At 72.4% G+C, this 22,318-nt stretch carries 25 protein-coding genes; 3 read left to right on the forward strand and 22 right to left on the reverse strand.

The genetic code is table 11. The annotated features are described in order from the left end of the window. Positions 1-26 precede the first annotated feature (26 nt). Entirely contained in the window at positions 27-1,652 is a 1,626-nt protein-coding gene (locus tag ACILRH_RS13750; RefSeq protein WP_395694166.1) for a TIGR03767 family metallophosphoesterase, read from the forward strand. Between the two features lie 3 nt (positions 1,653-1,655). On the opposite strand, the gene rlmN is transcribed toward ACILRH_RS13750, so the two are convergent. The 7 genes from rlmN to rpsB form a co-directional block, all read right to left on the reverse strand. Continuing rightward, complete coding sequence (gene rlmN / locus ACILRH_RS13755; RefSeq protein ID WP_395694168.1) at positions 1,656-2,777, reverse strand: 23S rRNA (adenine(2503)-C(2))-methyltransferase RlmN; 1,122 nt, start codon at positions 2,775-2,777, stop codon at positions 1,656-1,658. A gap of 63 nt (positions 2,778-2,840) precedes the next feature. Then, positions 2,841-3,230, reverse strand: coding sequence for a hypothetical protein (locus tag ACILRH_RS13760; RefSeq protein ID WP_395694170.1), 390 nt, complete (start codon positions 3,228-3,230; stop codon positions 2,841-2,843). A gap of 245 nt (positions 3,231-3,475) precedes the next feature. Beyond that, positions 3,476-4,363 carry a phosphatidate cytidylyltransferase gene (locus tag ACILRH_RS13765; RefSeq protein WP_395694171.1) on the reverse strand — a complete coding sequence of 296 codons (888 nt, stop codon included), beginning with the start codon at positions 4,361-4,363 and terminating at the stop codon, positions 3,476-3,478. 16 nt (positions 4,364-4,379) lie between these two features. Then, positions 4,380-4,934: a ribosome recycling factor gene (gene frr / locus ACILRH_RS13770; RefSeq protein WP_395694545.1), complete on the reverse strand. Its 555-nt coding sequence runs from the start codon at positions 4,932-4,934 to the stop codon at positions 4,380-4,382. Between the two features lie 45 nt (positions 4,935-4,979). Beyond that, complete coding sequence (gene pyrH / locus ACILRH_RS13775) at positions 4,980-5,693, reverse strand: UMP kinase (RefSeq protein ID WP_395694173.1); 714 nt, start codon at positions 5,691-5,693, stop codon at positions 4,980-4,982. Positions 5,694-5,823: 130 nt separating this feature from the next. Beyond that, entirely contained in the window at positions 5,824-6,636 is an 813-nt protein-coding gene (tsf, locus tag ACILRH_RS13780) for a translation elongation factor Ts (RefSeq protein ID WP_395694175.1), read from the reverse strand. Positions 6,637-6,675: 39 nt separating this feature from the next. Next, complete coding sequence (gene rpsB / locus ACILRH_RS13785) at positions 6,676-7,656, reverse strand: 30S ribosomal protein S2 (protein ID WP_395694176.1); 981 nt, start codon at positions 7,654-7,656, stop codon at positions 6,676-6,678. A 402-nt stretch (positions 7,657-8,058) separates the two neighbouring features. On the opposite strand from rpsB, the gene ACILRH_RS13790 reads away from it, so the two are divergent. Next, complete coding sequence (locus tag ACILRH_RS13790) at positions 8,059-8,697, forward strand: M23 family metallopeptidase (protein WP_395694178.1); 639 nt, start codon at positions 8,059-8,061, stop codon at positions 8,695-8,697. On the opposite strand, the gene ACILRH_RS13795 is transcribed toward ACILRH_RS13790, so the two are convergent. The 14 genes from ACILRH_RS13795 to rpsP all read right to left on the reverse strand — a co-directional run bounded on the left by ACILRH_RS13795 (position 8,645) and on the right by rpsP (position 20,104). Further along, positions 8,645-9,583 (reverse strand): tyrosine recombinase XerC, encoded by a 939-nt coding sequence (locus ACILRH_RS13795; protein ID WP_395694180.1) that lies wholly within the window; start codon positions 9,581-9,583, stop codon positions 8,645-8,647. The genes ACILRH_RS13790 and ACILRH_RS13795 overlap by 53 nt on opposite strands. 28 nt (positions 9,584-9,611) lie before the next feature. Further along, positions 9,612-10,721 (reverse strand): DNA-processing protein DprA, encoded by a 1,110-nt coding sequence (dprA, locus tag ACILRH_RS13800; protein WP_395694181.1) that lies wholly within the window; start codon positions 10,719-10,721, stop codon positions 9,612-9,614. Beyond that, on the reverse strand, positions 10,718-12,304 hold the full coding sequence (locus ACILRH_RS13805; RefSeq protein ID WP_395694183.1) for a YifB family Mg chelatase-like AAA ATPase: 1,587 nt from the start codon (positions 12,302-12,304) through the stop codon (positions 10,718-10,720). Before ACILRH_RS13805 ends, dprA begins: the two co-directional genes overlap by 4 nt. Beyond that, positions 12,304-12,678 carry a YraN family protein gene (locus ACILRH_RS13810; protein WP_395694185.1) on the reverse strand — a complete coding sequence of 125 codons (375 nt, stop codon included), beginning with the start codon at positions 12,676-12,678 and terminating at the stop codon, positions 12,304-12,306. The genes ACILRH_RS13805 and ACILRH_RS13810 overlap by 1 nt, the downstream gene beginning before the upstream one ends. A 101-nt stretch (positions 12,679-12,779) precedes the next feature. Beyond that, positions 12,780-14,411 carry a pilus assembly protein TadG-related protein gene (locus ACILRH_RS13815; protein WP_395694187.1) on the reverse strand — a complete coding sequence of 544 codons (1,632 nt, stop codon included), beginning with the start codon at positions 14,409-14,411 and terminating at the stop codon, positions 12,780-12,782. Between the two features lies 1 nt (position 14,412). Beyond that, positions 14,413-14,880 carry a TadE/TadG family type IV pilus assembly protein gene (locus tag ACILRH_RS13820; protein ID WP_395694189.1) on the reverse strand — a complete coding sequence of 156 codons (468 nt, stop codon included), beginning with the start codon at positions 14,878-14,880 and terminating at the stop codon, positions 14,413-14,415. Between the two features lie 71 nt (positions 14,881-14,951). Further along, positions 14,952-15,260, reverse strand: a complete 309-nt coding sequence (locus ACILRH_RS13825; RefSeq protein ID WP_395694191.1) for a DUF2469 domain-containing protein — start codon at positions 15,258-15,260, stop codon at positions 14,952-14,954. Positions 15,261-15,285: 25 nt separating this feature from the next. Further along, positions 15,286-16,092 (reverse strand): ribonuclease HII, encoded by an 807-nt coding sequence (locus ACILRH_RS13830; RefSeq protein ID WP_395694193.1) that lies wholly within the window; start codon positions 16,090-16,092, stop codon positions 15,286-15,288. 34 nt (positions 16,093-16,126) lie between these two features. After that, entirely contained in the window at positions 16,127-16,921 is a 795-nt protein-coding gene (gene lepB, locus ACILRH_RS13835; RefSeq protein WP_395694195.1) for a signal peptidase I, read from the reverse strand. 48 nt (positions 16,922-16,969) lie between these two features. Next, a complete protein-coding gene (gene rplS, locus ACILRH_RS13840) occupies positions 16,970-17,320 on the reverse strand; it encodes a 50S ribosomal protein L19 (protein ID WP_395694197.1) in 351 nt (116 codons plus the stop codon). 184 nt (positions 17,321-17,504) lie between these two features. Continuing rightward, a complete protein-coding gene (trmD, locus tag ACILRH_RS13845) occupies positions 17,505-18,680 on the reverse strand; it encodes a tRNA (guanosine(37)-N1)-methyltransferase TrmD (protein WP_395694198.1) in 1,176 nt (391 codons plus the stop codon). After that, a complete protein-coding gene (gene rimM, locus ACILRH_RS13850) occupies positions 18,677-19,228 on the reverse strand; it encodes a ribosome maturation factor RimM (RefSeq protein WP_395694199.1) in 552 nt (183 codons plus the stop codon). The genes trmD and rimM overlap by 4 nt, the downstream gene beginning before the upstream one ends. Positions 19,229-19,325: 97 nt before the next feature. After that, the gene (locus ACILRH_RS13855; RefSeq protein ID WP_395694200.1) at positions 19,326-19,568 is read right to left on the reverse strand and encodes an RNA-binding protein; all 243 of its coding nucleotides are present in this window, start codon (positions 19,566-19,568) and stop codon (positions 19,326-19,328) included. Between the two features lie 5 nt (positions 19,569-19,573). Beyond that, positions 19,574-20,104 (reverse strand): 30S ribosomal protein S16, encoded by a 531-nt coding sequence (gene rpsP, locus ACILRH_RS13860; RefSeq protein ID WP_395694202.1) that lies wholly within the window; start codon positions 20,102-20,104, stop codon positions 19,574-19,576. A gap of 202 nt (positions 20,105-20,306) precedes the next feature. Here rpsP and ACILRH_RS13865 point away from each other — a divergent pair, with 202 nt between their 5' ends. Continuing rightward, positions 20,307-20,900: a hypothetical protein gene (locus tag ACILRH_RS13865; RefSeq protein ID WP_395694203.1), complete on the forward strand. Its 594-nt coding sequence runs from the start codon at positions 20,307-20,309 to the stop codon at positions 20,898-20,900. A 338-nt stretch (positions 20,901-21,238) separates the two neighbouring features. On the opposite strand, the gene ACILRH_RS13870 is transcribed toward ACILRH_RS13865, so the two are convergent. After that, positions 21,239-22,318, reverse strand: a complete 1,080-nt coding sequence (locus tag ACILRH_RS13870) for an amidohydrolase family protein (RefSeq protein ID WP_395694205.1) — start codon at positions 22,316-22,318, stop codon at positions 21,239-21,241.

Genomic DNA, 22,318 nt, shown 5'->3' on the forward strand with positions numbered 1-22,318 from the left:
AGCAGGTCGAGCCTAGATTGACGCGCGTGCAGCTCTCTCGTCGTGACCTGATCCGTTCCTCGCTCGTCGTGGGCGGCGCCGCAGCGCTCGGTGGCCTCGGCTCGCTGTCCGCCGACGCGGTCGCCGGCACGGGTGCCGCGGCCCGCCTGGCTCCACGGACCGCGGGTGGCACCACGACCCGGCGGACGGTGCTCGGCAAGGGTCCGGCAGGCGACGGCGGCTGGCGAGCGGTCGTCGAACGGCCTGGCGAGCCCTGGGTCGTCCGTGGCGGTCTCGGCGCGGTGCCCAGCAAGAGCCGCCGCTCCCGGCGTCGGGGGCTGCTCGCGTTCGCCCAGCTCAGCGACATCCACGTGGTCGACGCCCAGTCGCCCATGCGGCTGGAGTACGGCGAGTCGCTCAGCTCCAGCGCCTACCGGCCGCAGGAGGTCTTCAGCGGCCACGTCGCCGACGCGATGGTGCGCGCGCTCAACGACATCGGCACCGGCCCGGTCACCGGTCGCAAGCTCGCCTTCGCGATCCAGACCGGGGACAACTCCGACTCCCGTCAGTACAACGAGATCCGCTGGAACATCGACGTCCTCGACGGCGAGATGGTCACCGTCGACTCCGGCGACCTCACCAAGTACGAGGGCGTGATGGACCAGAACGCCGCGTCGTACATGACCGGCTACTGGCACCCCGACGGCACGCCCGAGGGGAAGGTCGACGACGACCCGCGGTCGAAGTACGGGTTCCCCGAGATCCCGGGCGTCCTCGACGCGGCCCGCCTGCCCTTCCAGGCCGAGGGCCTCGCGATGGACTGGTACACGGCCATGGGCAACCACGACGGGTTGATCCAGGGCAACTTCCCGGCCAACGACATCTTCCGCGCGAGGGCGATCGGCGACGTCAAGCCGATCTCCGGCGTGGACTCCCGGACCGTCACCGCCGACCCCGACCGGCGGATCATCGACCGCGACGAATGGGTGCAGGAGCACTTCAACACCACCGGCACCCCCGTCGGCCACGGCTTCACCCAGAAGAACCTCGACGACGACACGGCCTACTACACCTTCGACCGGGGCATCGTGCGCTTCATCGTGCTCGACACCGTCCTCCCCGCCGGTGAGCAGGGCACGATCGACGCCGCGCAGCTCACCTGGCTGAAGAAGCAGCTCGCCGCGAGCCGCAAGCGACTGGTCGTGCTCGCCAGCCACCACCCGCTGGAGTCCTTCAAGGACCCGAAGCTCGCCACCCAGGTCACCAACCTGCTCCTCGGCTACGACAACGTGATCGCGTGGGTCAACGGCCACACCCACGACAACAACATCTGGCCGCACGTGCGCAAGGACAAGCGGACCAAGAAGGTGGTGGGAGGCTTCTGGGAGATCAACACCGCCTCCCACATCGACTGGCCGCAGCAGTCGCGCATCATCGAGATCGCCGACAACCGCGACGGGACGCTGTCGATCTTCACCACCATGGTCGACCATGGCGGCACCCTGGAGTGGGACGGCGACCTCACGAACGACGAGCAGCTCCCCCTGCGGCTCGCGGGGCTCTCCCGGCTGCTCGGCGCCAACGACTGGCAGGAGCGGGACGACAACCGTCGCGGCCGCCGGGTCGACCGCAACGTCGAGCTCGTGATGAAGGCCCCGGCGTTCCTGCGCTGAGACCTACTCGGCAGCTGCCAGCTGGCCGCACGCCCCGTCGATCTCCCGACCGCGGGTGTCACGCACCGTGGTCGGGATGCCCCGAGCCTCGAGGCGCCGCACGAACTCCCGCTCGTCGGCGGGGTCGGAGGCGGTCCACCGCGATCCCGGCGTCGGGTTGAGCGGGATCAGGTTGACGTGGACCCAGCCCCAGTCGCCGTACGAGCGCAGCACGTCGGCGAGCAGGTCGGCCCGCCAGCCCTGGTCGTTGATGCCGCGCATCATCGCGTACTCGATCGACACCCGGCGGCGGGTCACGTCCGCGTAGTGCCAGGCGGCCTCGACCGTCTCCGCCACCGAGAACCGGGTGTTGATCGGCACCAGCTCGTTGCGCAGCTCGTCGTCCGGTGCGTGCAGGCTCAGCGCGAGCGTGACCGGGATGCCCTCGTCGGCCAGCTGGCGCATCCGAGGCACCAGGCCGACGGTCGAGACGGTGACGCCCCGAGCACTCATGCCCAGCCCCTCCGGGGCCGGGTCGGTCAGGCGGCGTACGGCGCCGATCACCGCGCGATAGTTCGCCAGCGGCTCCCCCATCCCCATGAAGACCACGTTGGAGACCCGGGCCGGACCGCCGGGCACCTCGCCGCGGGCCAGGGAGCGGGCACCGGCCACGACCTGCTCGACGATCTCGCCGGTGGACATGTTGCGCTGCAGGCCGCCCTGACCGGTGGCGCAGAACGGGCAGGCCATTCCGCACCCGGCCTGGCTGGAGACGCACATGGTGGCGCGGTCGGGGTAGCGCATCAGCACCGACTCCACGAGGGCGCCGTCGAACAGCCGCCACAGCGTCTTGCGGGTGGTGCCGCGGTCTGCCTCGAGGGTCCGGACGGGCGTCATCAGGGGCGGCAGCAGCCCGGTGACGAGCTCGGCCCGCTGGGCGGCGGGCAGGTCGGTCATCTGCTCCGGGTCGTCGACCAGGCGGCCGAAGTAGTGCGTCGAGAGCTGCTTGGCCCGGAACCCCGGCAGGCCGAGCTCCTCGGCCCGGGCGACCCGCTCGGCCAGCGTGAGGTCGGCCAGGTGCGGCGGCGGCTTCCTGCGGCCGCGCGGCTCGTCGAGGACGAGGGGAAGCTGGGTGGGCTCGGACATCGGGCCAGTGTCCCACCTGGCAGGCACCGGACCCCAACCGACGAGCTCGGACCGGCCGAGACGTCAGCTCTGGTAGGTGACCATGTACCAGAGCACCAGGGCGGTGACCCCGCCCACGACCAGCGCGGTCGTGACCATGCCGATGGCCATGTAGATCCCGAAGCGGCGGGTCCGCGGCACGATCACCAGACCGATCGGGATGCCGAGGGTGACCAGCACGAACGGGAACAGGTCCTCGGCGGTGTGGTAGTCGAAGAGCAGCCCCAGCACCGCCGCGAACAGCCCGGGGACGACGATGACGAAGGCGAGCCCGGTGAAGAAGCCCGTGATCGCGGTGAAGGTCGGGTGGTCGCGGTGCCACCAGTCGGGCGCACGCTCGCTGACGGGCGCCTGGCCCGCGGGATCCTGGGTCGCGGGGACGGCCTGCTCGGCGTCCTCCTGCTCGGTCGACATCATCTCGATGCTATGCGCAGCGGCGCCGGATCGGTGCGTCGGCGTGCCGGGCGAGGCGCGGAGTGTGAGCGATCAGGCAGCGTGCCACCGGCGGGCGGCCCGGCCACCGGGGACGTCATACGCCCCGGCCGCCCCCACGACCAACCCGCATGACCTCCCGCCGCCGGACCGGGGACGTCATACGCCCCGGCCGCCCCCACGACCAACCCGTATGACGTCCGGCGGGGTCGGCGGCTGAGCGGGCCTCAGTAGACCAGGTAGTGCAGCAGCAGCCAGATCGGCGCGATGGTCGCGAGGAGGGAGTCCAGGCGGTCCATCAGGCCCCCATGGCCGGGGATCACGTGGCTCATGTCCTTGATCCCGAGGTCGCGCTTGATGACCGACTCGCACAGGTCGCCCAGGGTGGCCATCACGACGGCGATCAGGCCGAGCAGCAGGCCGACCCACCAGTCGCCGTCGAGCAGGTAGACCACGAGCGCCCAGCCGGCGAGCAGGCAGAAGACCGCGGAGCCGGCGAAGCCCTCCCAGGATTTCTTCGGGGAGATGACCGGAGCCATCGGGTGCTTCCCGAACAGCACGCCGGCGGCGTACCCCCCGATGTCGGAGGCGATGGTGACCCCGATGAAGGTGATGATCCCCTGCACGCCGGGGTCGTCGAGACCGGCGCCGTCGGTGCCGCCCTCCGCCAGCAGCAGCGCGACGAAAGAGCCCAGGAACGGCACGTAGACCAGGGTGAACACCGACGCGGTCGCGTCCTGGACGTAGCCGTCGACGCCGCGGCGCAACAGCCACAGCATCGTGACCAGTGCGGCCACCGCCGTCGCGGTGACCAGCGCGTCGGTGCCCCAGAAGTACGCGACCACGACCATGACCACGGCACCGGCCATCAGGGGCTGCTCGGGCAGGTCGATGTGCTTGGCGGAGAACCCGCGGCCCAGCTCCCAGACCGCCACCACCGCGGCTGCGGCCACGATCAGCATGAAGGCGGTCTTCCAGAACAGCAGCGAGAGCGCGATGGCGCCCAGCAGCACTACCGCCGAAGCGACCGCGGCGGGCAGGTTGCGGCCGGCTCTGCCGTGGTCCTTCTGCGGGGCGCTGGCGGGGACGGGGGCCGGCGACGTCGCGTCGGTCATGGAGGAGTCGAGCGGCTCAGACCTCGAGCAGCTCGGCCTCCTTGTGCTTGAGCAGGTCGTCGATCGCGTCGGTGTGCTTCTTGGTCATGCCGTCCAGACGCTTCTCGGCACCGGTGACGTCGTCCTGCCCGACGTCGCCGTCCTTCTCCAGCTTCTCCAGCTGGTGCTTGGCCGTACGGCGCAGGTTGCGCACCGCGACCCGGCCCTCCTCGGCCTTGTGGCGGGCCACCTTGATGTACTCCTTGCGGCGCTCCTCGGTGAGCTCGGGGAACACGCAGCGGATCACCTTGCCGTCATCGGCGGGGTTGACCCCGAGGTCGGAGTCGCGGATCGCCTTCTGGATGTTGTGCATCGCGCCCTGGTCGTAGGGCGAGATCAGGATGATCCGCGCCTCCGGAGCGGTGAAGGACGCGAGCTGCTGCAACGGCGTCGGGGAGCCGTAGTAGTCGACCACGATCTTGTTGAACATGCTCGGGTGGGCGCGGCCCGCCCGGATCGCCGCGAACTCCTCCCGCGTCGCCTCGACCGACTTGTCCATCTTCTGGTCGGCCTCGTTGAGGATGTCGTTGATCACGGCTTCTCCTGCTTCGTCACTGGTTGCGTGCCCGCCGCGCGGTCAGCCGGCGCTGACGAGCGTACCGATCTTCTCACCCTGCACGACGCGCAGGATGTTGCCCTCCGGCTCCATGCCGAAGACGACCATGGGGAGCTTGTTCTCCCCGCACAGCGCGAACGCCGTCTGGTCCATGATCCGCAGGCCCCGGGCCATCGCCTCGTCGTAGCTGAGCTCGTCGAACTTGGTCGCGGTGGGATCGAGGTGCGGGTCGGCGGTGTAGACGCCGTCCACCCCGTTCTTGGCCACGAGCACCACGTCGCACTTGCTCTCCAGCGCGCGCTGCACGGCGACGGTGTCGGTGGAGAAGAAGGGCATGCCCATGCCGGCGCCGAAGATGACGACCCGGCCCTTCTCCATGTGCCGGATCGCGCGCCGCGGGATGTACGGCTCGGCCACCTGCCCCATCGTGATCGCGGTCTGCACGCGTGTCTCGACGCCGAGCTTCTCCAGGAAGTCCTGGAGCGCCAGGCAGTTCATGACGATGCCGAGCATGCCCATGTAGTCGGCACGGACCCGGTCCATCCCGCGCTGCTGGAGCTCGGCGCCGCGGAAGAAGTTGCCTCCACCGGTCACCACCGCGATCTGCACGCCGGCCCGGGCGACCGCCGCGATCTCGCGGGCGACGGCCTGGACCACGTCGGGGTCGACCCCGACCTTCCCTCCACCGAACACCTCGCCGGAGAGCTTGAGCAGGACGCGCTGGTATCCGGTCACGGGCGACTCCTTCGACGGGCAGGACGCGGCTGAGGGTGCCGCTGGAGATGCGAGGAGGCCGGTCCGATGATCAGTCGAGCTGTCATCGAACCGGCCTCCTCGTGTGATGTCTGGACGCGAACCTATCCGGTCAGGCTCCGACCTCGAAACGGGCGAACCGCTTCACGGTGGTGCCGGCGTCGTCGAGGACCGCCTTGACGGTCTTCTTGCTCTCGGTCACCGACGCCTGCTCGAGCAGGACGACGTCCTTGAAGAACCCGTTGAGCCGGCCCTCGGTGATCTTGGCGATCGCCTGCTCGGGCTTGCCCTCCTCGCGAGAGGTGGCCTCGGCGATCTCGCGCTCCTTGGCGACGACGTCGGCGGGCACCTCCTCACGGGTGAGGTACTGGGGACGCATCGCCGCGATCTGCATCGCCGCGGCGCGAGCAGCGTCTGCGTCACCGTCGTACTCGACGAGGACGCCGACGGCCGGCGGCAGGTCGGCCGCACGCTTGTGCATGTAGGCCACGACCGGGCCGTCGAAGTAGACGTACTGGCCGAGCTCGATCTTCTCGCCGATCGAGATCGCGAGTCCCTCGACGACCTCGCCGACGGTCTGGTCGCCCAGCGCGACGGCCTTGAGCGCCTCGACGTCCGCGGCCTTCGCCTCGGACGCGGCGTCCGCGATCTGCTGCGCGGTGGCGACGAAGTCCTCGCCCTTGGCGACGAAGTCGGTCTCGCACTTGAGCTCGACCAGCACGCCGGGTGCGTGGGCCACCAGGCCCGCGGAGGCCTCGCGCTCGGCACCGCGCTTGGCGGCCTTCGCAGCACCCTTGACGCGCAGGATCTCGACGGCCTTGTCGAAGTCGCCGTCGGCCTCCTCGAGCGCCTTCTTGCAGTCCATCATGCCGGCGGCGGTCAGCTCACGGAGCTTCTTGACGTCGGCAGCGGAGAAGTTAGCCATGTTCCTTCTTCCTCGAAGTTCTTCGGACGGGACCGACGGTCAGGACTCGACGGACTCGGCGGTCTCGGCCGCCTGGGCCGCGGCCTGATCGGCCTCGACGGCCTCAGCAGCCGGGGTCTCCTCGGCAGCCTTGGTCTCCTCGACGGCCTCGACGGCCTCGGCGGCCTCGGTGCCGGCACCCGTCGCCTCGGCGGCGGGGGCCTCGGCCGCGGCGTCGCCGCCGGTCGCCTCGACGGCGGTCGCCTCGGCCTCGCCGCCCAGGAGCTCGCGCTCCCACTCGGCCAGGGGCTCCTCGGCGCCGACGGCCTCGCCCTCGCCGGACTTGGCGCCCGAGCGGGCGATCAGGCCCTCGGCGACGGCGTCGGCGACCACGCGGGTCAGCAGGCCGACGGCGCGGATCGCGTCGTCGTTGCCCGGGATCGGGTAGTCGACCAGGTCGGGGTCGCAGTTGGAGTCCAGGATGCCGACGATCGGGATGCGCAGCTTGCGGGCCTCCTCGACGGCGAGGTGCTCCTTGTTGGTGTCGACGATCCACACGGCGGCGGGCGTCCGGCTCATCTCGCGGATGCCGCCGAGGGACTTGTTCAGCTTGTCGCGCTCGCGGCGCATCTGGAGCAGCTCCTTCTTGGTGCGGCTGCTCCCGGCCACGTCGTCGAAGTCGATCTCGTCGAGCTCCTTGAGGCGGTTGATCCGCTGGTGCACCGTCGAGAAGTTGGTGAGCATGCCGCCCAGCCACCGCTGGTTGACGTAGGGCATGCCGACGCGGGTCGCCTGCTCGGCGATCGCCTCCTGGGCCTGCTTCTTGGTGCCGACGAACATCACGGTCCCGCCCTTGGCGACGGTCTCCTTGATGAAGGCGTACGAGCGGTCGATGTAGGACAGCGACTGCTGCAGGTCGATGATGTAGATGCCGTTGCGCTCGGTCATGATGAAGCGCTTCATCTTCGGGTTCCAGCGCCGGGTCTGGTGCCCGAAGTGCACGCCGCTCTCGAGGAGCTGGCGCATGGTCACGACTGCCATGGGGAATCTCTCCTGGTGGTGGAGCCCGCACCCTCGCTGAGCCCGGCCTTGACGCAGGCCGGACGAAGGGGACGTGCTCGCATTGGTCTTCAGTTGCTGCCGCGGAGCGGGTGCTCCTCGGCCCTGACGTCCGCGCGTGGCCGGACCGGACCTCGGGAGCTCCGGACTGACGGCCACGCCCGCGGGCGGCCGGGTCCTCGGAGTGCAGGGCCCGTCGCGGTCTGCGGACGTGCGAAGTCAACCCTCACGGGTTGCTCCCGCCAGAGTAGTCGACGCCGCGGGGCACTGCGAATCCGCGCGGATCGGCCCGGCTGACGTCCACCGGTGGGCCGGCGGACCTGCTCGTCCACCGGCGACGCCGGTCCGGTCGCGACCGACCCGTTGCCGCACCAGCATCGGGTCATGACCATCCGTCCGTCCCTGGTGCGCAGCGTCCTCGCGACCGTCCTCCCCGGCGTCCTCACCGCCGTCCTCACGGTGCTGCTGGCGACTCCCGCCCGGTCCGCCGCCACCGACCCGACCGGCGTGTGGCCCCTGCGACCCGAGCCCGAGGTGGTGCGTGCGTTCGACCCTCCGGCGGACCCGTGGGGCGCCGGTCACCGAGGCGTCGACCTGCTCGGCTCCGTGGGCCAGCCGGTCCGCTCGGCGCTGCCCGGCACGGTGAGCTGGGCCGGCGTCCTCGCGGGACGCGGCGTGGTCGTGGTGGACCACGGCGCCACCCGCACGACCTACGAGCCGGTGGCGGCCACGGTGCCCGTCGGCACCCAGGTGGCCGTCGGCGACCGGATCGGTCGGCTCGAGTGGTCGGGCTCGCACTGCCTGCCCCGGTCCTGCCTGCATTGGGGTTGGATCATGGGCGACACCTACCTCGATCCGCTGCGGCTGGTCGGTGCCGGACCCGTGCGGCTGCTCCCGCTGTGGCGCGACGAGCCCGTGCCCATCGGCGTCGGGGACACCACGCCGCGGCTCGCCGGGTGGTCCCCGCTCGTCAGGCTCGGGGGTGGGCCTGCTGGTAGGCCCGTCGCAACCGGTCCGTGGTGACGTGCGTGTAGAGCTGTGTGGTGGCCAGCGACGCGTGGCCGAGCAGCTCCTGGACCGACCGCAGGTCGGCCCCTCCCTCGAGCAGGTGGGTCGCGGCGGTGTGCCGCAGCCCGTGGGGGCCGATGTCGGGGGCGCCCGGCACGTCGGCGATCCGCCGGTGGACCAGGGTGCGCACGGCGCGCTGGTCGATCCGACCACCGCGGGCGCCGAGGAAGACGGCCGCCCCGCTGCCGGGGACGGCGAGCGCCGGCCGGCCCTGGCGCAGCCAGAAGTCGAGCGCCCGGGCGGCGGGCCGTCCGAAGGGCACCGTGCGCTCCTTGCGGCCCTTGCCGAGGACCCGCACGACGTTGCGCTCGCGGTCGACGTCGTCGACGTCGAGCCCGACCAGCTCGCCGACCCTGATCCCGGTGGCGTAGAGGAGCTCGAGGATCGCGACGTCGCGCAGGCCCACCGGGCTGCCGTCGTCGGCTCGGTCCGCGGCGGCCCGGACCAGGTCGGCGGCCTCGTCGACGCGCAGCACAGGCGGCAGGGTGCGGTGGGCCTTGGGCGAGCCGAGGCTCGCACCGGCGTCGACCGGCGCCCGGCCCGTCCGGCACAGCCACGCGGTGAACACCCGGGCCGCGGTCGCACGACGCCCCAGCGTGGTGCGAGACCGACCGAGGGTCTGCTGCTTGGCCAGCCAGCTGCGAAGCGTGCGCAGGTCCAGGGTCGACACGTCCTCGTGGCCGAGCCGCGCGGCGTGGTCGAGCAGCCCGGCGACGTCCGCGGTGTAGGCGCGGACCGTGTGGGGGGTGAGGTCGCGCTCGGAGGTCAGGTGCCGCTCGTACGCGGCGAGCACCCCCACCAGGGGCTCCGGCAGTCCGCTGGCACCCTCGTCGTCGGTCACCCCTCCACTCTAGGAACGACGGGGCCGGTCACTCGCGAGCCGCGGCGGCGAGCCGCCACCCCGGTCCGTCGCGTTCGACGAGCTCCAGCTCGGCCAGCCGACCGAGCGCGTCGCGGACCGGGCGAGGCCCCATGCCGGCGATCCGTGCGATCGAGTCGGTGGTCGCGCCGGACGCGACCGGGACCGCGTCGAGCACCTGCCGCTGCCCATGGCTGAGTCGGTCACGCCGGCGTTCAGGCGCCCGGGGCTCAGCCACCAGGTGCTCGCCCGCTGCCGCGACCACCTCGAGGACGTCCTCACCGGAGGTCACGAGGGTGGCCGCGCCGGTGCGCACCAGCTGGTGCACGCCCTGGGAGCTCGCACTGGTGACCGGTCCCGGCACCCCCATCAGGTGCCGGTTGAGCCGGCCGGCCCAGTTGGCGGTGTTGAGGGCACCGCTGCGGACCGCCGCCTCGACCACCACCGTGCCCGACGAGAGCGTCGCGATGAGGCGGTTGCGGGCCAGGAACCGGATCCGCATCGGCGCCCCACCCGGTGGCGTCTCGGACACGACCGCGCCCTCGGCGGCGAGGTGCTCGATCATTCGGCGGTGGGCCTCGGGGTAGACCCGGTCGGCACCGCACGCCAGCACGGCCACCGTCGGGCCGCCGGCCGCGACCGCGCCGCGGTGCGCAGCCTGGTCGATGCCGAAGGCACCACCGGAGACGGTCGTCCGCCCCGCGGCGGCCAGGTCGGCGGCGATCCCGGCCGCGACGTCGGCGCCGTAGGTCGTCGCCGACCGGGAGCCGACCACCGCCACCGATCCGCCGAGCTGGTCGAGCCGCACCGGGCCACGTACCCACAATCCGACCGGGACGCCGCCGCGGCGCTGCAGCGCCGGCGCCGTCGTGAGGTCGCCCAGCACCGGGGGCCACTCCTCGTCCCCGGGGACGACGAACCGCAGACCGACCCGATTGGCGTCTGCCAGCACCCGCTCGGGATCCAGGCCGTGGAACCTCGGCAGGAGGGACTCCTCGCCGCGCAACCTCTCGTGCACGGCCCCAGCACCGAGCTCGCCCACGAGCGTGAGCATCCGGTCCTCGCCCGGCTCGATCGCGCAGGACAGCGCGACCCGGGCCAGCCGGTCGTCGGTGCTCATCCGGCGCGCTCGAGCATCGAGAGCAGCAACGGGTCGCCGGTGCGCAGCCGCAGGGCGGTGTCGACCTCGTCAAGGGCCGGCTCGTCGCGTCCTCTCAGGTCGGCGACCGTCCACGCCAGCCGGTGCACCCGGGTCGCTCCGCGTCGGCTCAGCCGGCCGGCGTAGAGCTGCTCGTCGACCATGGCCTGTCCGGCCCGGCTGAGCGGCCACCTCTCGCGCAGCACCGGACCCGGGGCGTGCCCGTTGAGGCGCCAGCTCTCCGCGGCGTAGCGCTCTGCCTGGCGCTGTCGCGCCGCCTCGACCCGCCTGCGGACGTCGGCCGAGGACTCCGGGCGCACCAGGTCCTTGTCGCCGTCGGACCGGCGCAGCTGGCGCAGGTGGCGGACGATGTCCACCCGGTCCGCAACCGGCCCGGTCACCTTGGTGCGGTACTCGCGCAGCTGCACCGGTCGACACGTGCAGGGGCTCCGACCCACGTCGGTGCTGAAGTCACCGCACGGGCACGGGTTCGCGGCCAGCACCACCATGCCCCGGGCGGGGAGCGTGACCGACTCGTCACGCCGCGCGATCGTCACGTCGCCGTTCTCCAGCGGCTGGCGCAACGCCTCGATGACGTCGGCGCGGAACAGCGGGAACTCGTCGAGGAAGAGCACCCCGGTGTGTGCCTTGCTGACCTCGCCCGGACGGACCACCCCGGCGCCACCTCCGATCAGGCTGGCCTTGCTGGCGTCGTGGTGGGGAGCCGAGAACGGCGGCCGGGTCGGGAAGCCGGCCACCGGGTCGAGTGTCCCGGCCAGGGACTGGATCGCGCTCAGCTCGAGCGCCTCCTCGGGCGTCAGGTCGGGCAGGATGCCGGGGATGCGCTCGACCAGGCTGGTCTTGCCACACCCCTTGGGTCCCGACAGGAGCAGGTGGTGGCCGCCGGCAGCGGCGACCTCGACCGCGAACCGGGCGTCCGCGATCCCGACCAGGTCGGCCAGGTCGAGCTCGTCTCGCCGCTCCTGTCCGCGCCACGCGAGCAACCGCGCACCGGACGTCGGCGCCACGGGGGCGGCCTCGGGCGGTCGCTCCCCGCGCAGCACCGCCACCACCTGGGCGAGCGAGCGGACGCCGACCACGCTCATGTCCGGCACCATCTGGGCCTCGGCGGCCTGGGGCTCGGGGACGAACACCGCGCCGATGCCGCGCTCGGCGGCCGCCAGCACCATCGGCAGCACCCCGGTGACCGAGCGCAGGTTGCCGTCGAGGGTCAGCTCACCCACGAACGCGGTGGCCACGATCTCCGTGGACGGCACCACGCCGGCGGCCGCCAGCACCGAGATCGCGATGGCGAGGTCGAAGTGGGTGCCGCGCTTGAGCAGGTCGGCCGGGGACAGCAGGATCGTGATCCGTCGGGTCGCCGGCCACGCCAGCTGGCTGTTCACGATCGCCATGCGTACCCGGTCGCGGGCCTCGTTGATGGTGGTGTCGGCGCGGCCCACCATCGTGACCCCGACCTGGCCCGGGGACACGTCGGTCTGGACGTCGATGAGGTGGCCGACCGCGCCGTGCAGGGAGACGGTGTGGGTCGTGGCGAAGGTCATCAGCCGATCCCCCGGACGTGGTCGACGAGCGACCGGCCTCGCCGGGGGCGGACGATGCCGACCAGGTCGATGCGGATGTCGGGTGGTGCGACGCCGTGCTCCGCGGCCCACCGCACGGCGAGCCGGCGCAGCCTGTCGAGCTTCGCCTCGGAGATCGCCTCGTGGGGGGTGCCGTAGTCGGTGCTGGCCCGGGTCTTGACCTCGCACACGACCAGGACGTCACCCTCACGGAGCACCAGGTCGATCTCGCCGGTCTCGCACCGCCAGTTGCGGTCGAGCAGCACCAGGCCCTGCCCCACCAGGTGTCGGGCCGCCAGGTCCTCCCCGTAGGCACCGAGGGCGAGTCGGGCTGCCGCAGTCGTCGTTCGCGTCATGGACGCCAGGCTCGCCGCTGTTGCGGACACCTGTCGGCCGTGCCGGGCGGGGCTGTGGAGGACCGGCTCGGATGGCCGGGCTGTGGACGGAAGGTGGGTCGTCAGCCGCGCAGCGACGGCGCCGTGCAGCTCGGGTGGTCGAGCAGCAGCACGTCGGCGCCGGCCGTGCGGAGGCCGGTGAGGTCCGACAGCGGACCGACGACGGTGCTGTTGAGCGAGGTCACGAGCGGGTTCACCACCGTGGACGTGACCGCGTTCAGCACGTCGGTGACCTGTGCGGCCGTCAGTCCCCCGGCGTTGACCACCGTCCGGGTGGTGGCCGTCGGGAGCTGGGCCGCGGTGCCCCCGTTGCTGTACGGCGTGTCGTAGGACTGGCTGGGGACCGCGATCGAGACGGTCGCGGCCGAGGCGCTCGACGAGAGCGTGACCGTGATGGTCGCCGTGACCGTCGTACCGAGCGGCGCGGTCAGGGTGGTCACCTTGACCGACACGGGGATCGTCAGGGTGCCCGAGATGAGCCCGCCCGACGTACCCACCGTCGCAGACCTCGTGCCGGCGTTGCAGCTGACGGCATCGAGCGTGGAGGTGGCCGTGGCCGAGCTCAGCGACAGCGTCACCTGGTTGCCCGCCAGCGGGTTCACCTGGATCCCGACGAGCCCGGTGATGGTGTTCACCAGCGAGGTCAGGACCGTCTGCCCGCCAGCCAGCGTCGCGGTCGTCGTCAGCGCGACCTGGTTGCTGGTGTTCGGCGTCGACCCCGCGAAGCCGCAGGCCGCCTTGGCGGCCTGGATCAGCGTCAGCGAGCTGGTCGCGGAGGCCAGGCCGGGCACGCCCGTGGTCAGCCCCGGCACCGACACCGCGGTGTTGCCGTCGGCCACGAGCACCGCGCCCGCGACGAGGTCCGCCAGGTTGACGGCCGCGGAGAGACCCGAGCCGGCACCGGTGGCGACGCTCAGCAGGCTGCCGAGGGCGACCGGCTTGGTCGCGAGCGCGCCGAGTCCGGCGCGCACGGTGTTCAGGGCGCTCACCTGCCCGGAGCTGGAGCCGTTGGTGCCGACGACCTGCGCGACGGCCGTCAGCAGCGTCGACAACGAGACCGACGTCGTGCCGAGCGCCTCGGGCGAGGCCAGGCCCAGAGCGGTCGACAAGGCACCGACGTCGACGTGCGCCCCCGCGAGGCTCTGGTACGTCGCCGCACCCACCGAGGCGCCGACGCCGTGCGCCGCCAGGGCCTGGTAGAGGACGTTCGCGTCCGTGGTCGTGCTCAGCCGCGCCGCCCACGAGCCGAGCTTGTAGCAGGCGGTGGCCCGGGCGACCCCGACGGCGGACCGGTGGGCGCCACCGCTCCCGGCGCGGAAGAAGTAGCCCACGGACGTCGACGCGACGACCTTGACGGCCGTGGGGACGGTGGCGCCGCTGACCGCGGTGAACGTGCCGTCCGCGGCGAGGGTCCCGAGCTGCGGCACCACCGAGACGCCGTCACCCGAGGCGTCGGGGTTGCGGGCCAGGCTCCGGTCCGCCGCCGCCTGCAGCGTCGGTGAGATCGCCGACGCGGTCCGCCCGTCGAGCTCGCGGGCCAGGTCGAGGGCGACCACGTCGGCCACCGACTGCATGTCGGTGCGCGCCACCCGCTGGCGGCCGAGGTCGACGGTGAGGGCCGTGACCGTGACGAGGACGGTCAGCATCACCGCCACCAGCGGGACGACCGCCCCGCTCTCCTCGGTCCGTCGCACGTCAGCTCACCCGCGCGACCGCGGAGTAGCGGAGCACGTCCGGCGTGGGGACCAGCGGCAGGTCCGGGAGGAGGGGATGCGCACCGTACTGGTAGACGACCGCCAGGGTCGCGCACTGGGCGCTGGCGTCGTTCGAGCAGGTCGCGACCGACAGCGAGCAGGTGCCCACGGTCGAGCCGCCCTTGACCAGCGCACCGCCCGAGCAGGAGACGCCGTAGGTGTCCAGCGAGCTGTTGAGCGCCGAGAGTGCGGCCGCGCTGCGCGCCGTCGAGGTCGTGGTGGCCGAGACGGCCGCGGCCCGGGCACCCTCGGCCGCGCCCTGGCTCAGCGCCTGCCGGAAGCTGAGCAGGTAGCCGTAGCTGATCACGCCGAAGAGCAGCACCATCAGCAACGGGACGACGAGGGCGAACTCGACCGCCGCCGAACCCCGGTCGTCACGGACGCGACGCCGGCCCACTCCACCAGCCATGGCGGCGTCATACCCACGACGGGGCACGCTCTCCCGCTGGTCTGGTCCAGGTACGCCGGGCCGCGGCCGCGTCAGGCCTTGGGCGGGTCGATCTCCGCGGGACTGAGCTCCTCGACGTTGACGTCCTTGAAGGTGAGCACCTTGACGTTCTTGGCGAATCGGGCCGGGCGGTACATGTCCCACACCCAGGCGTCGCTCATCGAGACCTCGAAGAACACGTCCCCGGCCTCGGTCCGGGCCTTCACGTCGACCTGGTTGCACAGGTAGAAGCGCCGGTCGGTCTCGACGACGTACTTGAAGATCCCGACGACGTCGCGGTACTCCCGGTAGAGCGTCAGCTCCATCTCGGTCTCGTAGCGCTCGAGATCCTCCGCGCTCATGCTGCTCCGGGCTGTCGTGAGCTGTTCACGACGCCGACTCTATCCCGGCCAGGGGCACCGGCCCGGCCAGCCGCACGTCCTCCTCCAGCAGCGCCTGCCCGGCGTCCACGTCGTCGACGCAGACGTCGGCGGGAGCCTGCTCGGCCGGCGCCGGGTCCACCGGCGGCGGGCGACCGGGCAGGTTCCACGAGACGCGGTGGTGGGGCGTCGGGCCGAGCGCCGCAAGGGCGTCGAGGTGCTCCGGCGCCGCGTACCCCTTGTTGTCGGCCCAGCCGTACTCCGGGTGGTCGGCGGCCAGCCGGACCATGATGTCGTCCCGCGCGGTCTTCGCGAGGATGCTGGCCGCCGCGACCGCGGCGCAGCGCAGGTCGGCCTTGATCATCGTCACCACCGGAGGCACCCGCTCCAGGACGGTCGGCGCGTCGAACATCGCGGCCTGGGCGGGCGGGCTGAGGTAGTCGTGGTTGCCGTCGAGCAGCACCGTCCCCGGGGCGACGCCCAGGCCCGCCAGCGCCCGGTGGCCGGCGAGCCGCAGCGCGGCGATGATGCCGTAGCGGTCGATCTCCTCGGGCCCGGCGTGGCCCACGGCGTACGCCGTCGCCCACCGCTGGATCCGCGGCACCAGCCGCTGCCGCGCCTCGGCGGTGAGCAGCTTGCTGTCCCGCACCCCCTGCGGCGCCGTGCGGGTCTGCTCGGTCACCAGGACCGCCCCCACCGTCACGGGGCCGCACAACGCGCCGCGCCCGACCTCGTCGAGCCCGGCGAGCGACGCCAGCCCGTCGCGCAGCAGACGGCGCTCGACCCGCAGCGAGGGAGGTGGTGCGGGGCTCATGCCCCGACCATAACGATGCCGCCGGCCGGTTGCGTCAGGACGGGTCCGGCACGTCGGCGAACGTCGCGGGCCGGTGCAGGAACCCGAAGTGGTCGCTCGGCCACAGCAGCACGAACACCTTGCCGACGACGTCGGACACGTCGACGTACGGGTTCTTGGTGCAGTCCCGGTCGCTGCGCAGGCACATGTGGACCGTCGAGTCCGCGGAGTTGTTGCGGTTGTCGCCCATCACGAAGACGTGACCGGCGGGGACCGGGCCGACCTGCCAGCTGCAGTGCGACCGACCGGCCGGCATCGGGCCGTAGCAGTCCGCGCCGCCGAGCCGGGCGTACTGCTTCTCCTCCAGCGGCTGACCGTTGACCATCAGCCGGCCCTGGTCGTCGCAGCACTTGATGACGTCACCCTCGACGCCGATCACGCGCTTCACCAGGTGACCGCCGGACGGGTAGAGGCCGACCTTGGAGAAGAGCTTCGCGGCGGTGTTGGTGGGCCCCGCCGACTCCTCGGCGTTCAGCCAGCCACCGGGGTCCTTGAAGACCACGACGTCACCGCGCTGCGGGCTGCCCCCGAACCAGTAGGACACCTTCTGCACGAGGATCCGGTCGTTCTTGACCAGTCCCGGCTCCATCGACTCCGACGGGATGTAGAAGGCCTGCACGAACAGTGCCTTGATGACGATGGCGAGCACCAGCGCGATGCCGAGCAGCAGGATCGTCTCCTGCCAGACCGGCAGGTGCTTGCGCTCGGACCGGGCCGCGACGTGCGACGACCGCGGTCCCGGCTCGTCGGGGTCGGCGACGGAGGTGGGATCGCGGTCGTCTGAGGTCACGGGCGGAGGCTAGCCGCGGTCGCTGAGAGGACGCCTGGAGGGGCGGTCTCAGGACTCGCGACGCTCCTTGATCTTGGCGGCCTTGCCACGCAGGTTGCGCAGGTAGTAGAGCTTGGCGCGGCGGACGTCACCGCGGGTGACGACCTCGATCTGCTCGAAGATCGGGGAGTTCAGCGGGAAGGTGCGCTCCACGCCGACGCCGAAGGAGACCTTGCGGACGGTGAAGCTGCGGCCGATGCCGGAGCCCTGGACCCGGATCACCACGCCCTGGAAGACCTGGACGCGGGAGCGGTTGCCCTCGACGACCTTGACGTGGACCTTGACGGTGTCACCGGCCCGGAAGTCCGGGACGTCGGTGCGCTTCATCGAGTTGCCGAGCTCGGCGATGACGTTGCTCATGTCTCTCCTCGCGAGTGCCACAGGTCAGCCGCGGTACGGAACGGTTCAGTTGGGTGTCCAGCCTCGTCGACCGGCGGCGCCGTGCTCCCCCTGTGGCAGGAGCCGGTGCGGACCCCCTCGGACGTGTCCTCGGGCGATCCGTGTTTGGCCGGCTGGACCGAGGGTCAAGTCTGCCACAGCGCTCTCAGTGCCGAGAAATCCGCTTGGTCAGGCGCACCGCACCGTCCACCGGGCCGGCGCCGGTGAGCCGGTAGCCGGCCTTCTTGTACATCCGCAGGTTGCGCACGCTGCCCGCGCCCGTGAAGAGGGCGTAGGACGTCGCGCCCGCCGACGCCAGCCCCTCCATCCGCGCCAGCAGGTCGCGCCCGAGACCGCGACCGGCGAGGTCGGGGGCCACCATGAGCCGCCCGATCTCCCACACCTCGCCCTCCAGCGACCCGCGGACGGCCCCGACGAGCCGGCCGCCGGACCGGGCGACCAGCACAGTGTCACGCGCGAGCCACGCCCGGACGTCGTCGAGCGTCTCGTGCAGGGCGGGGATCCGCGCCCCGGGGTTGTCGTGCTGCTCCTGCACCCAGCAGGCGAGCTGGAGCACGTACAGCTCGGCGGCGTCGGCGAGCTGGGCGCTGCGGACCTCGACGCCGTCGAGCGGGGTCGCGACCGGCAGCAGGTCGGGCCGCCGCTGCGCCGTACGCCGGCGGGCCTGGTCGTCGCGCCACGCGGAGATCGCGCCGTGGTCTCCCGACAGCAGCACCGGCGGCACCTCGTGACCGCGCCAGGACGCCGGCTTGGTGTAGACGGGGTACTCCAGCAGCCCACCCTCGTGCGACTCCTCGACCAGCGACTCGGCGTTGCCCATGAAGCCCGGCACCAGCCGGACCACCGCCTCGGTGACGGCCAGGGCCGCCACCTCGCCGCCGTTGAGGACGTAGTCGCCGAGCGAGACCTCCAGCACCTCGGCGCGGGCGGCGGCCTCGTCGAGGACCCGCTGGTCGATGCCCTCGTAGCGGCCGCACGCGAACACCAGTCGGCCCCGGGTCGCCAGGTCCCGGGCGAGCGCCTGGGTGAACGGCACCCCGGACGGGGTCGGGACGACCACGGTCGTCCCGGTGGCCGGCGCCTCCCCGAGGAGCGCGTCGAGCGCCTCGCCCCACGGCTCGGGCCTCATCACCATGCCCGCGCCCCCGCCGTACGGGGTGTCGTCGACGGTGCGGTGCCGGTCGTGGGTCCACTGGCGCAGGTCGTGCACATGCACGTCGATGAGGCCCTTGTCGCGGGCCTTGCCGGCCAGGGAGAGCTCGAGGGGCGCGAGGTAGTCGGGGAAGATCGTGACGACGTCGATCCGCAGGCGCGCGGTCACCGGTCGTCCTCGGGCAGGGGCCTCACCAGGCCGGGTCGGTCCGCGACGACGACTCGTCGACCCGGGAGGTCCACCTCCGGCACCAGGGCCTGGACGAAGGGCACCAGCGCGTCCCGTCCGGACGGGGTTCGGATCGTGAGCAGGTCCTGGGCCCCGCCGTGGACCAGGCCGACCACCTCGCCGAGGGCGGTGCCGTCCTCGTCGTACGCCGCCAGCCCGACGAGCTGGTGGTCGTAGTACTCGTCGGGGTCGTCCGGCGTGGCGTCGGCCGGCACGTCCGCGTACAGCAGGATGCCGCGGGCGGCCTCGGCCGCGGTGCGGTCCCCGATCTCCTCGAAGCCGACCAGCAGCACCGACTGGTGCCAGCGGGCGTGGGCCACCGTCAGGGTTCGCAGGGCCGTGTGCGAGCCGCGAGGCGGCTCGACGCGCAGCACGGCCCCGACCGCGAACCGGCGCTCCGGCTCGTCGGTGCGGACGTCGACCGTCACGTCACCGCGCAGGCCGTGCGGCTTGCCGATCCTGCCGACCAGCACCTCGATGGTGTCCACGGGTTCCTCTCCAGACGCGAACGGGTGCCGCCCCCAAAGCGGGGGCGACACCCATTCAAGCGCGTTCGCTCGGGTCGAGCGCGTCGCGTGCCGGGACCTAGCGGCGCCGGTCGGTGTCGACGAAGTCGACCCGGGCCCCGCCGCGCCCGGCCAGGGCCGAGATCACGGTCCGGAACGCGGTCGCGGTCCGACCGTTGCGACCGATGACCTTGCCGAGGTCCTCGGGGTGCACCCGCACCTCGAGGACCGAGCCGCGACGCAGCTGCTTGTCCTGGACGTGGACGTCGTCGGGGTGGTCGACCACGCCACGCACCAGGTGCTCGAGCGCCTCGGCGAGCATGGCGCTCAGGACTCGTCCTTGTCGGACGCCTTCTCGGCGTCGACGGCGGCGGTCTCGGCGGCCTCGGCGTCGGCCGCGGCGCCCTCCGGGGTCTCGTCGGCCGGGACCGGAGCCTCGTCGGCCGGCGCCTCGGCAGGCGTCTCGGCCTTCTTCTTCGCCGACTTCTTGGTGACGGCCTCGCCCCGGGGCTCGGACTGCGCGTCCTTGAGGGCCTGGTTGAAGACCTCGAGCTTGTCGGGCTTGGGCTCGGCGACCTTGAGGGTGCCCTCGGTGCCGGTGTGGCCCTTGAACTTCTGCCAGTCTCCGGTGATCTTGAGGATCTTCGCGACGGCGTCCGACGGCTGGGCGCCGACGCCGAGCCAGTACTGCGCCCGGTCGGAGACGACGTCGATGTACGACGGGTTCTCCTTGGGGTGGTACTTGCCGATCTCCTCGATGACCTTGCCGTCGCGCTTCTTGCGCGAGTCGACGACGACGATGCGGTACTGCGGCACCCGGACCTTGCCCAGGCGCTTCAAGCGGATCTTGACGGCCACGTCTGTGGTGTCTCCTCGGAATCGTGATGTGGGTGGCGCACCGTGCCCAGGTGGGGAAAGCACCGGTCCGGCTCGCCGATGGGCTCTGCAGCGTCCGGATGAGAGGGGCCGGGCGCGCAGGACTCAGCGGGAGAGTCTGCCAGACGCCCCGGGACGGCGGAAATCGGGCGCGAGCCGCCCCCGGTGCGGCACAGTGGACCGCGTGAGCGTCGCTCCCCCACCGTACGGTCAGGCCCCCGGCCACCCCGGGCCACCACGACCGCAGAAGTACCGTCCCAGCGCGGGCTGGCTGGTCCTCGGGTGCGCGATGTTCGTGGTCGCCGCGCTGGTCGCGGTCGGCGCATTCGTGTGGCTGCTGGTCGGTCTCCTCGACGTCGACGCCCTGGTCGACGCGGACGGGCGGCCCACGGCCGTGACCGTCGGAACCGACCGGGACCGGATGCTGTGGATGGACTCCACCACCCAGACCTGCACCGTCGTCGACCGGGAGACGGGGCAGGAGATCGCGCTGCGGTCGGTCGACGGCGAGTTCACCCGGTCGGACTCGAACGGCGACTTCGAGGGGATGCTGCGCTTCTCCCCCGGCTCCGGGCACCTGCGCATCACCTGCTCGCAGACCGACGGCTCCGCGCCGGGCTCGGTCCTGGTCAGCGCCTACCCCCGGCTCGGCAACGCCGCCGCGGGCCTGGTGCTCGGGATCGCCGTGCCCGGGCTGGTCGCCTTCGTGGGGCTGGTCGTCATCTTGTGGACCGGGATCCTGTGGTCGCTCCGCCCGCCCCGGCCGAAGGGCTACTGAGCACCACCACCCGCCTTCGGCGCGGCCGCTGGCCGGTCGGGTGCGGGTTCACCACGGTCTGTGGGTGAACCCGCACCTCCCACGGCCTGCCCACCACGGGAAGTGCCGGTTCACCTGCATACCGTGATGAACCTGAGGCGGGTGGGACGAGGAGCTGTTGGCGTGCCCGGGCGGACAGCAGCGGCCGGTCCGGCGCGGGTTCACCATGGTCTGTCGGTGAACCCGCACCTCCCACGGCCTGCCCACCACGGGAAGTGCCGATTCACCTGCATACCGTGATGAACCTGAGGCGGGTGGGACGACGACGAGGCAGAGGACGGCACCGCCCCGCCGGGGCGTCACCGGGGCGCGACCACGCGACCCCGCAGCACGACGCAGGCCGGGCGCAGCAGCACCGAGAGGTCCGCGCGCGGGTCGGCGTCGTAGACGACGAAGTCGGCCGGGGCATCCTCGTCGAGCCCGGCGTTCCAGCCCAGCCACTCCCGGGCGCGCCAGGAGGCCGCGCCGAGCGCGTACTCGACCGGGAGGCCCATCGCCGCCATGGCGATCACCTCGCCGGCGATGTTGCCGTGGCGGGTGACGCCCCCGCCGTCGGAGCCGGCATAGAGCGCGACGCCGGCCTCGTACGCCGCCATCAGGGTGTCGCGGCGCCGGACGAACAGGTCGGTCATGGTGCGGGTGTAGCCGGGGAACTTCGCCCGCGCGCCGCTGGCGTGCTCGGGGAACTTGTCGGTCTGCATGACCGTCGGCACCAGTGCGACGCCGCGCGCGGCCAGCTGCTCCACCTGGTCCTGGTGCAGCCCCGTCCCGTGCTCGATGCAGTCGATGCCCGCGTCGATCAGGCCCTGCAGCACCTCGTGGCCGAAGCAGTGCGCGGTCACCTTCGCGCCGTGCTCGTGGGCGACGCGGATGGCCTCCGCGAACGCCTCGGGCGGGAACGACGGCCGCAGGTCGCCGTCCTCCCGGGAGATCCAGTCGCCGACGAGCTTGACCCAGCCGTCACCGCGCTGGGCCTCGCGAGCGACGTACGCCGGCAGGTCGGCCGGCTCGACCTCGTGGGCGTAGCCGCGGATGTAGCGCCGGGTGCGGGCGATGTGCCGCCCGGCACGGACCAGCCGCGGCAGGTCGTCGCGGCCGTGGATCCAGGCGGTGTCGGCGGCCGACCCGCAGTCGCGGATCAGCAGCGCCCCGGCGTCGCGGTCGGCGAGCGCCTGCTGCTCGGTGGCCTCCTCCGAGATCGCGCCGTCGTCGTCGAGGCCGAGGTGGCAGTGCGCGTCGACGAGGCCCGGCACGATCCACCCGTCCGCGCCACCCTCGGCCCCGGGCACGGGGTCGAGGGTGACGCGGCCGTCGACGACGTACAGCGTGCGCGGCTCGCCGTCGGGCAGGACCGGACCGGAGAACCGCAGCGCTGGCAT

The organism is Nocardioides sp., from assembly GCF_044226765.1.
Taxonomy (GTDB): Bacteria; Actinomycetota; Actinomycetes; order Propionibacteriales; family Nocardioidaceae; genus Nocardioides.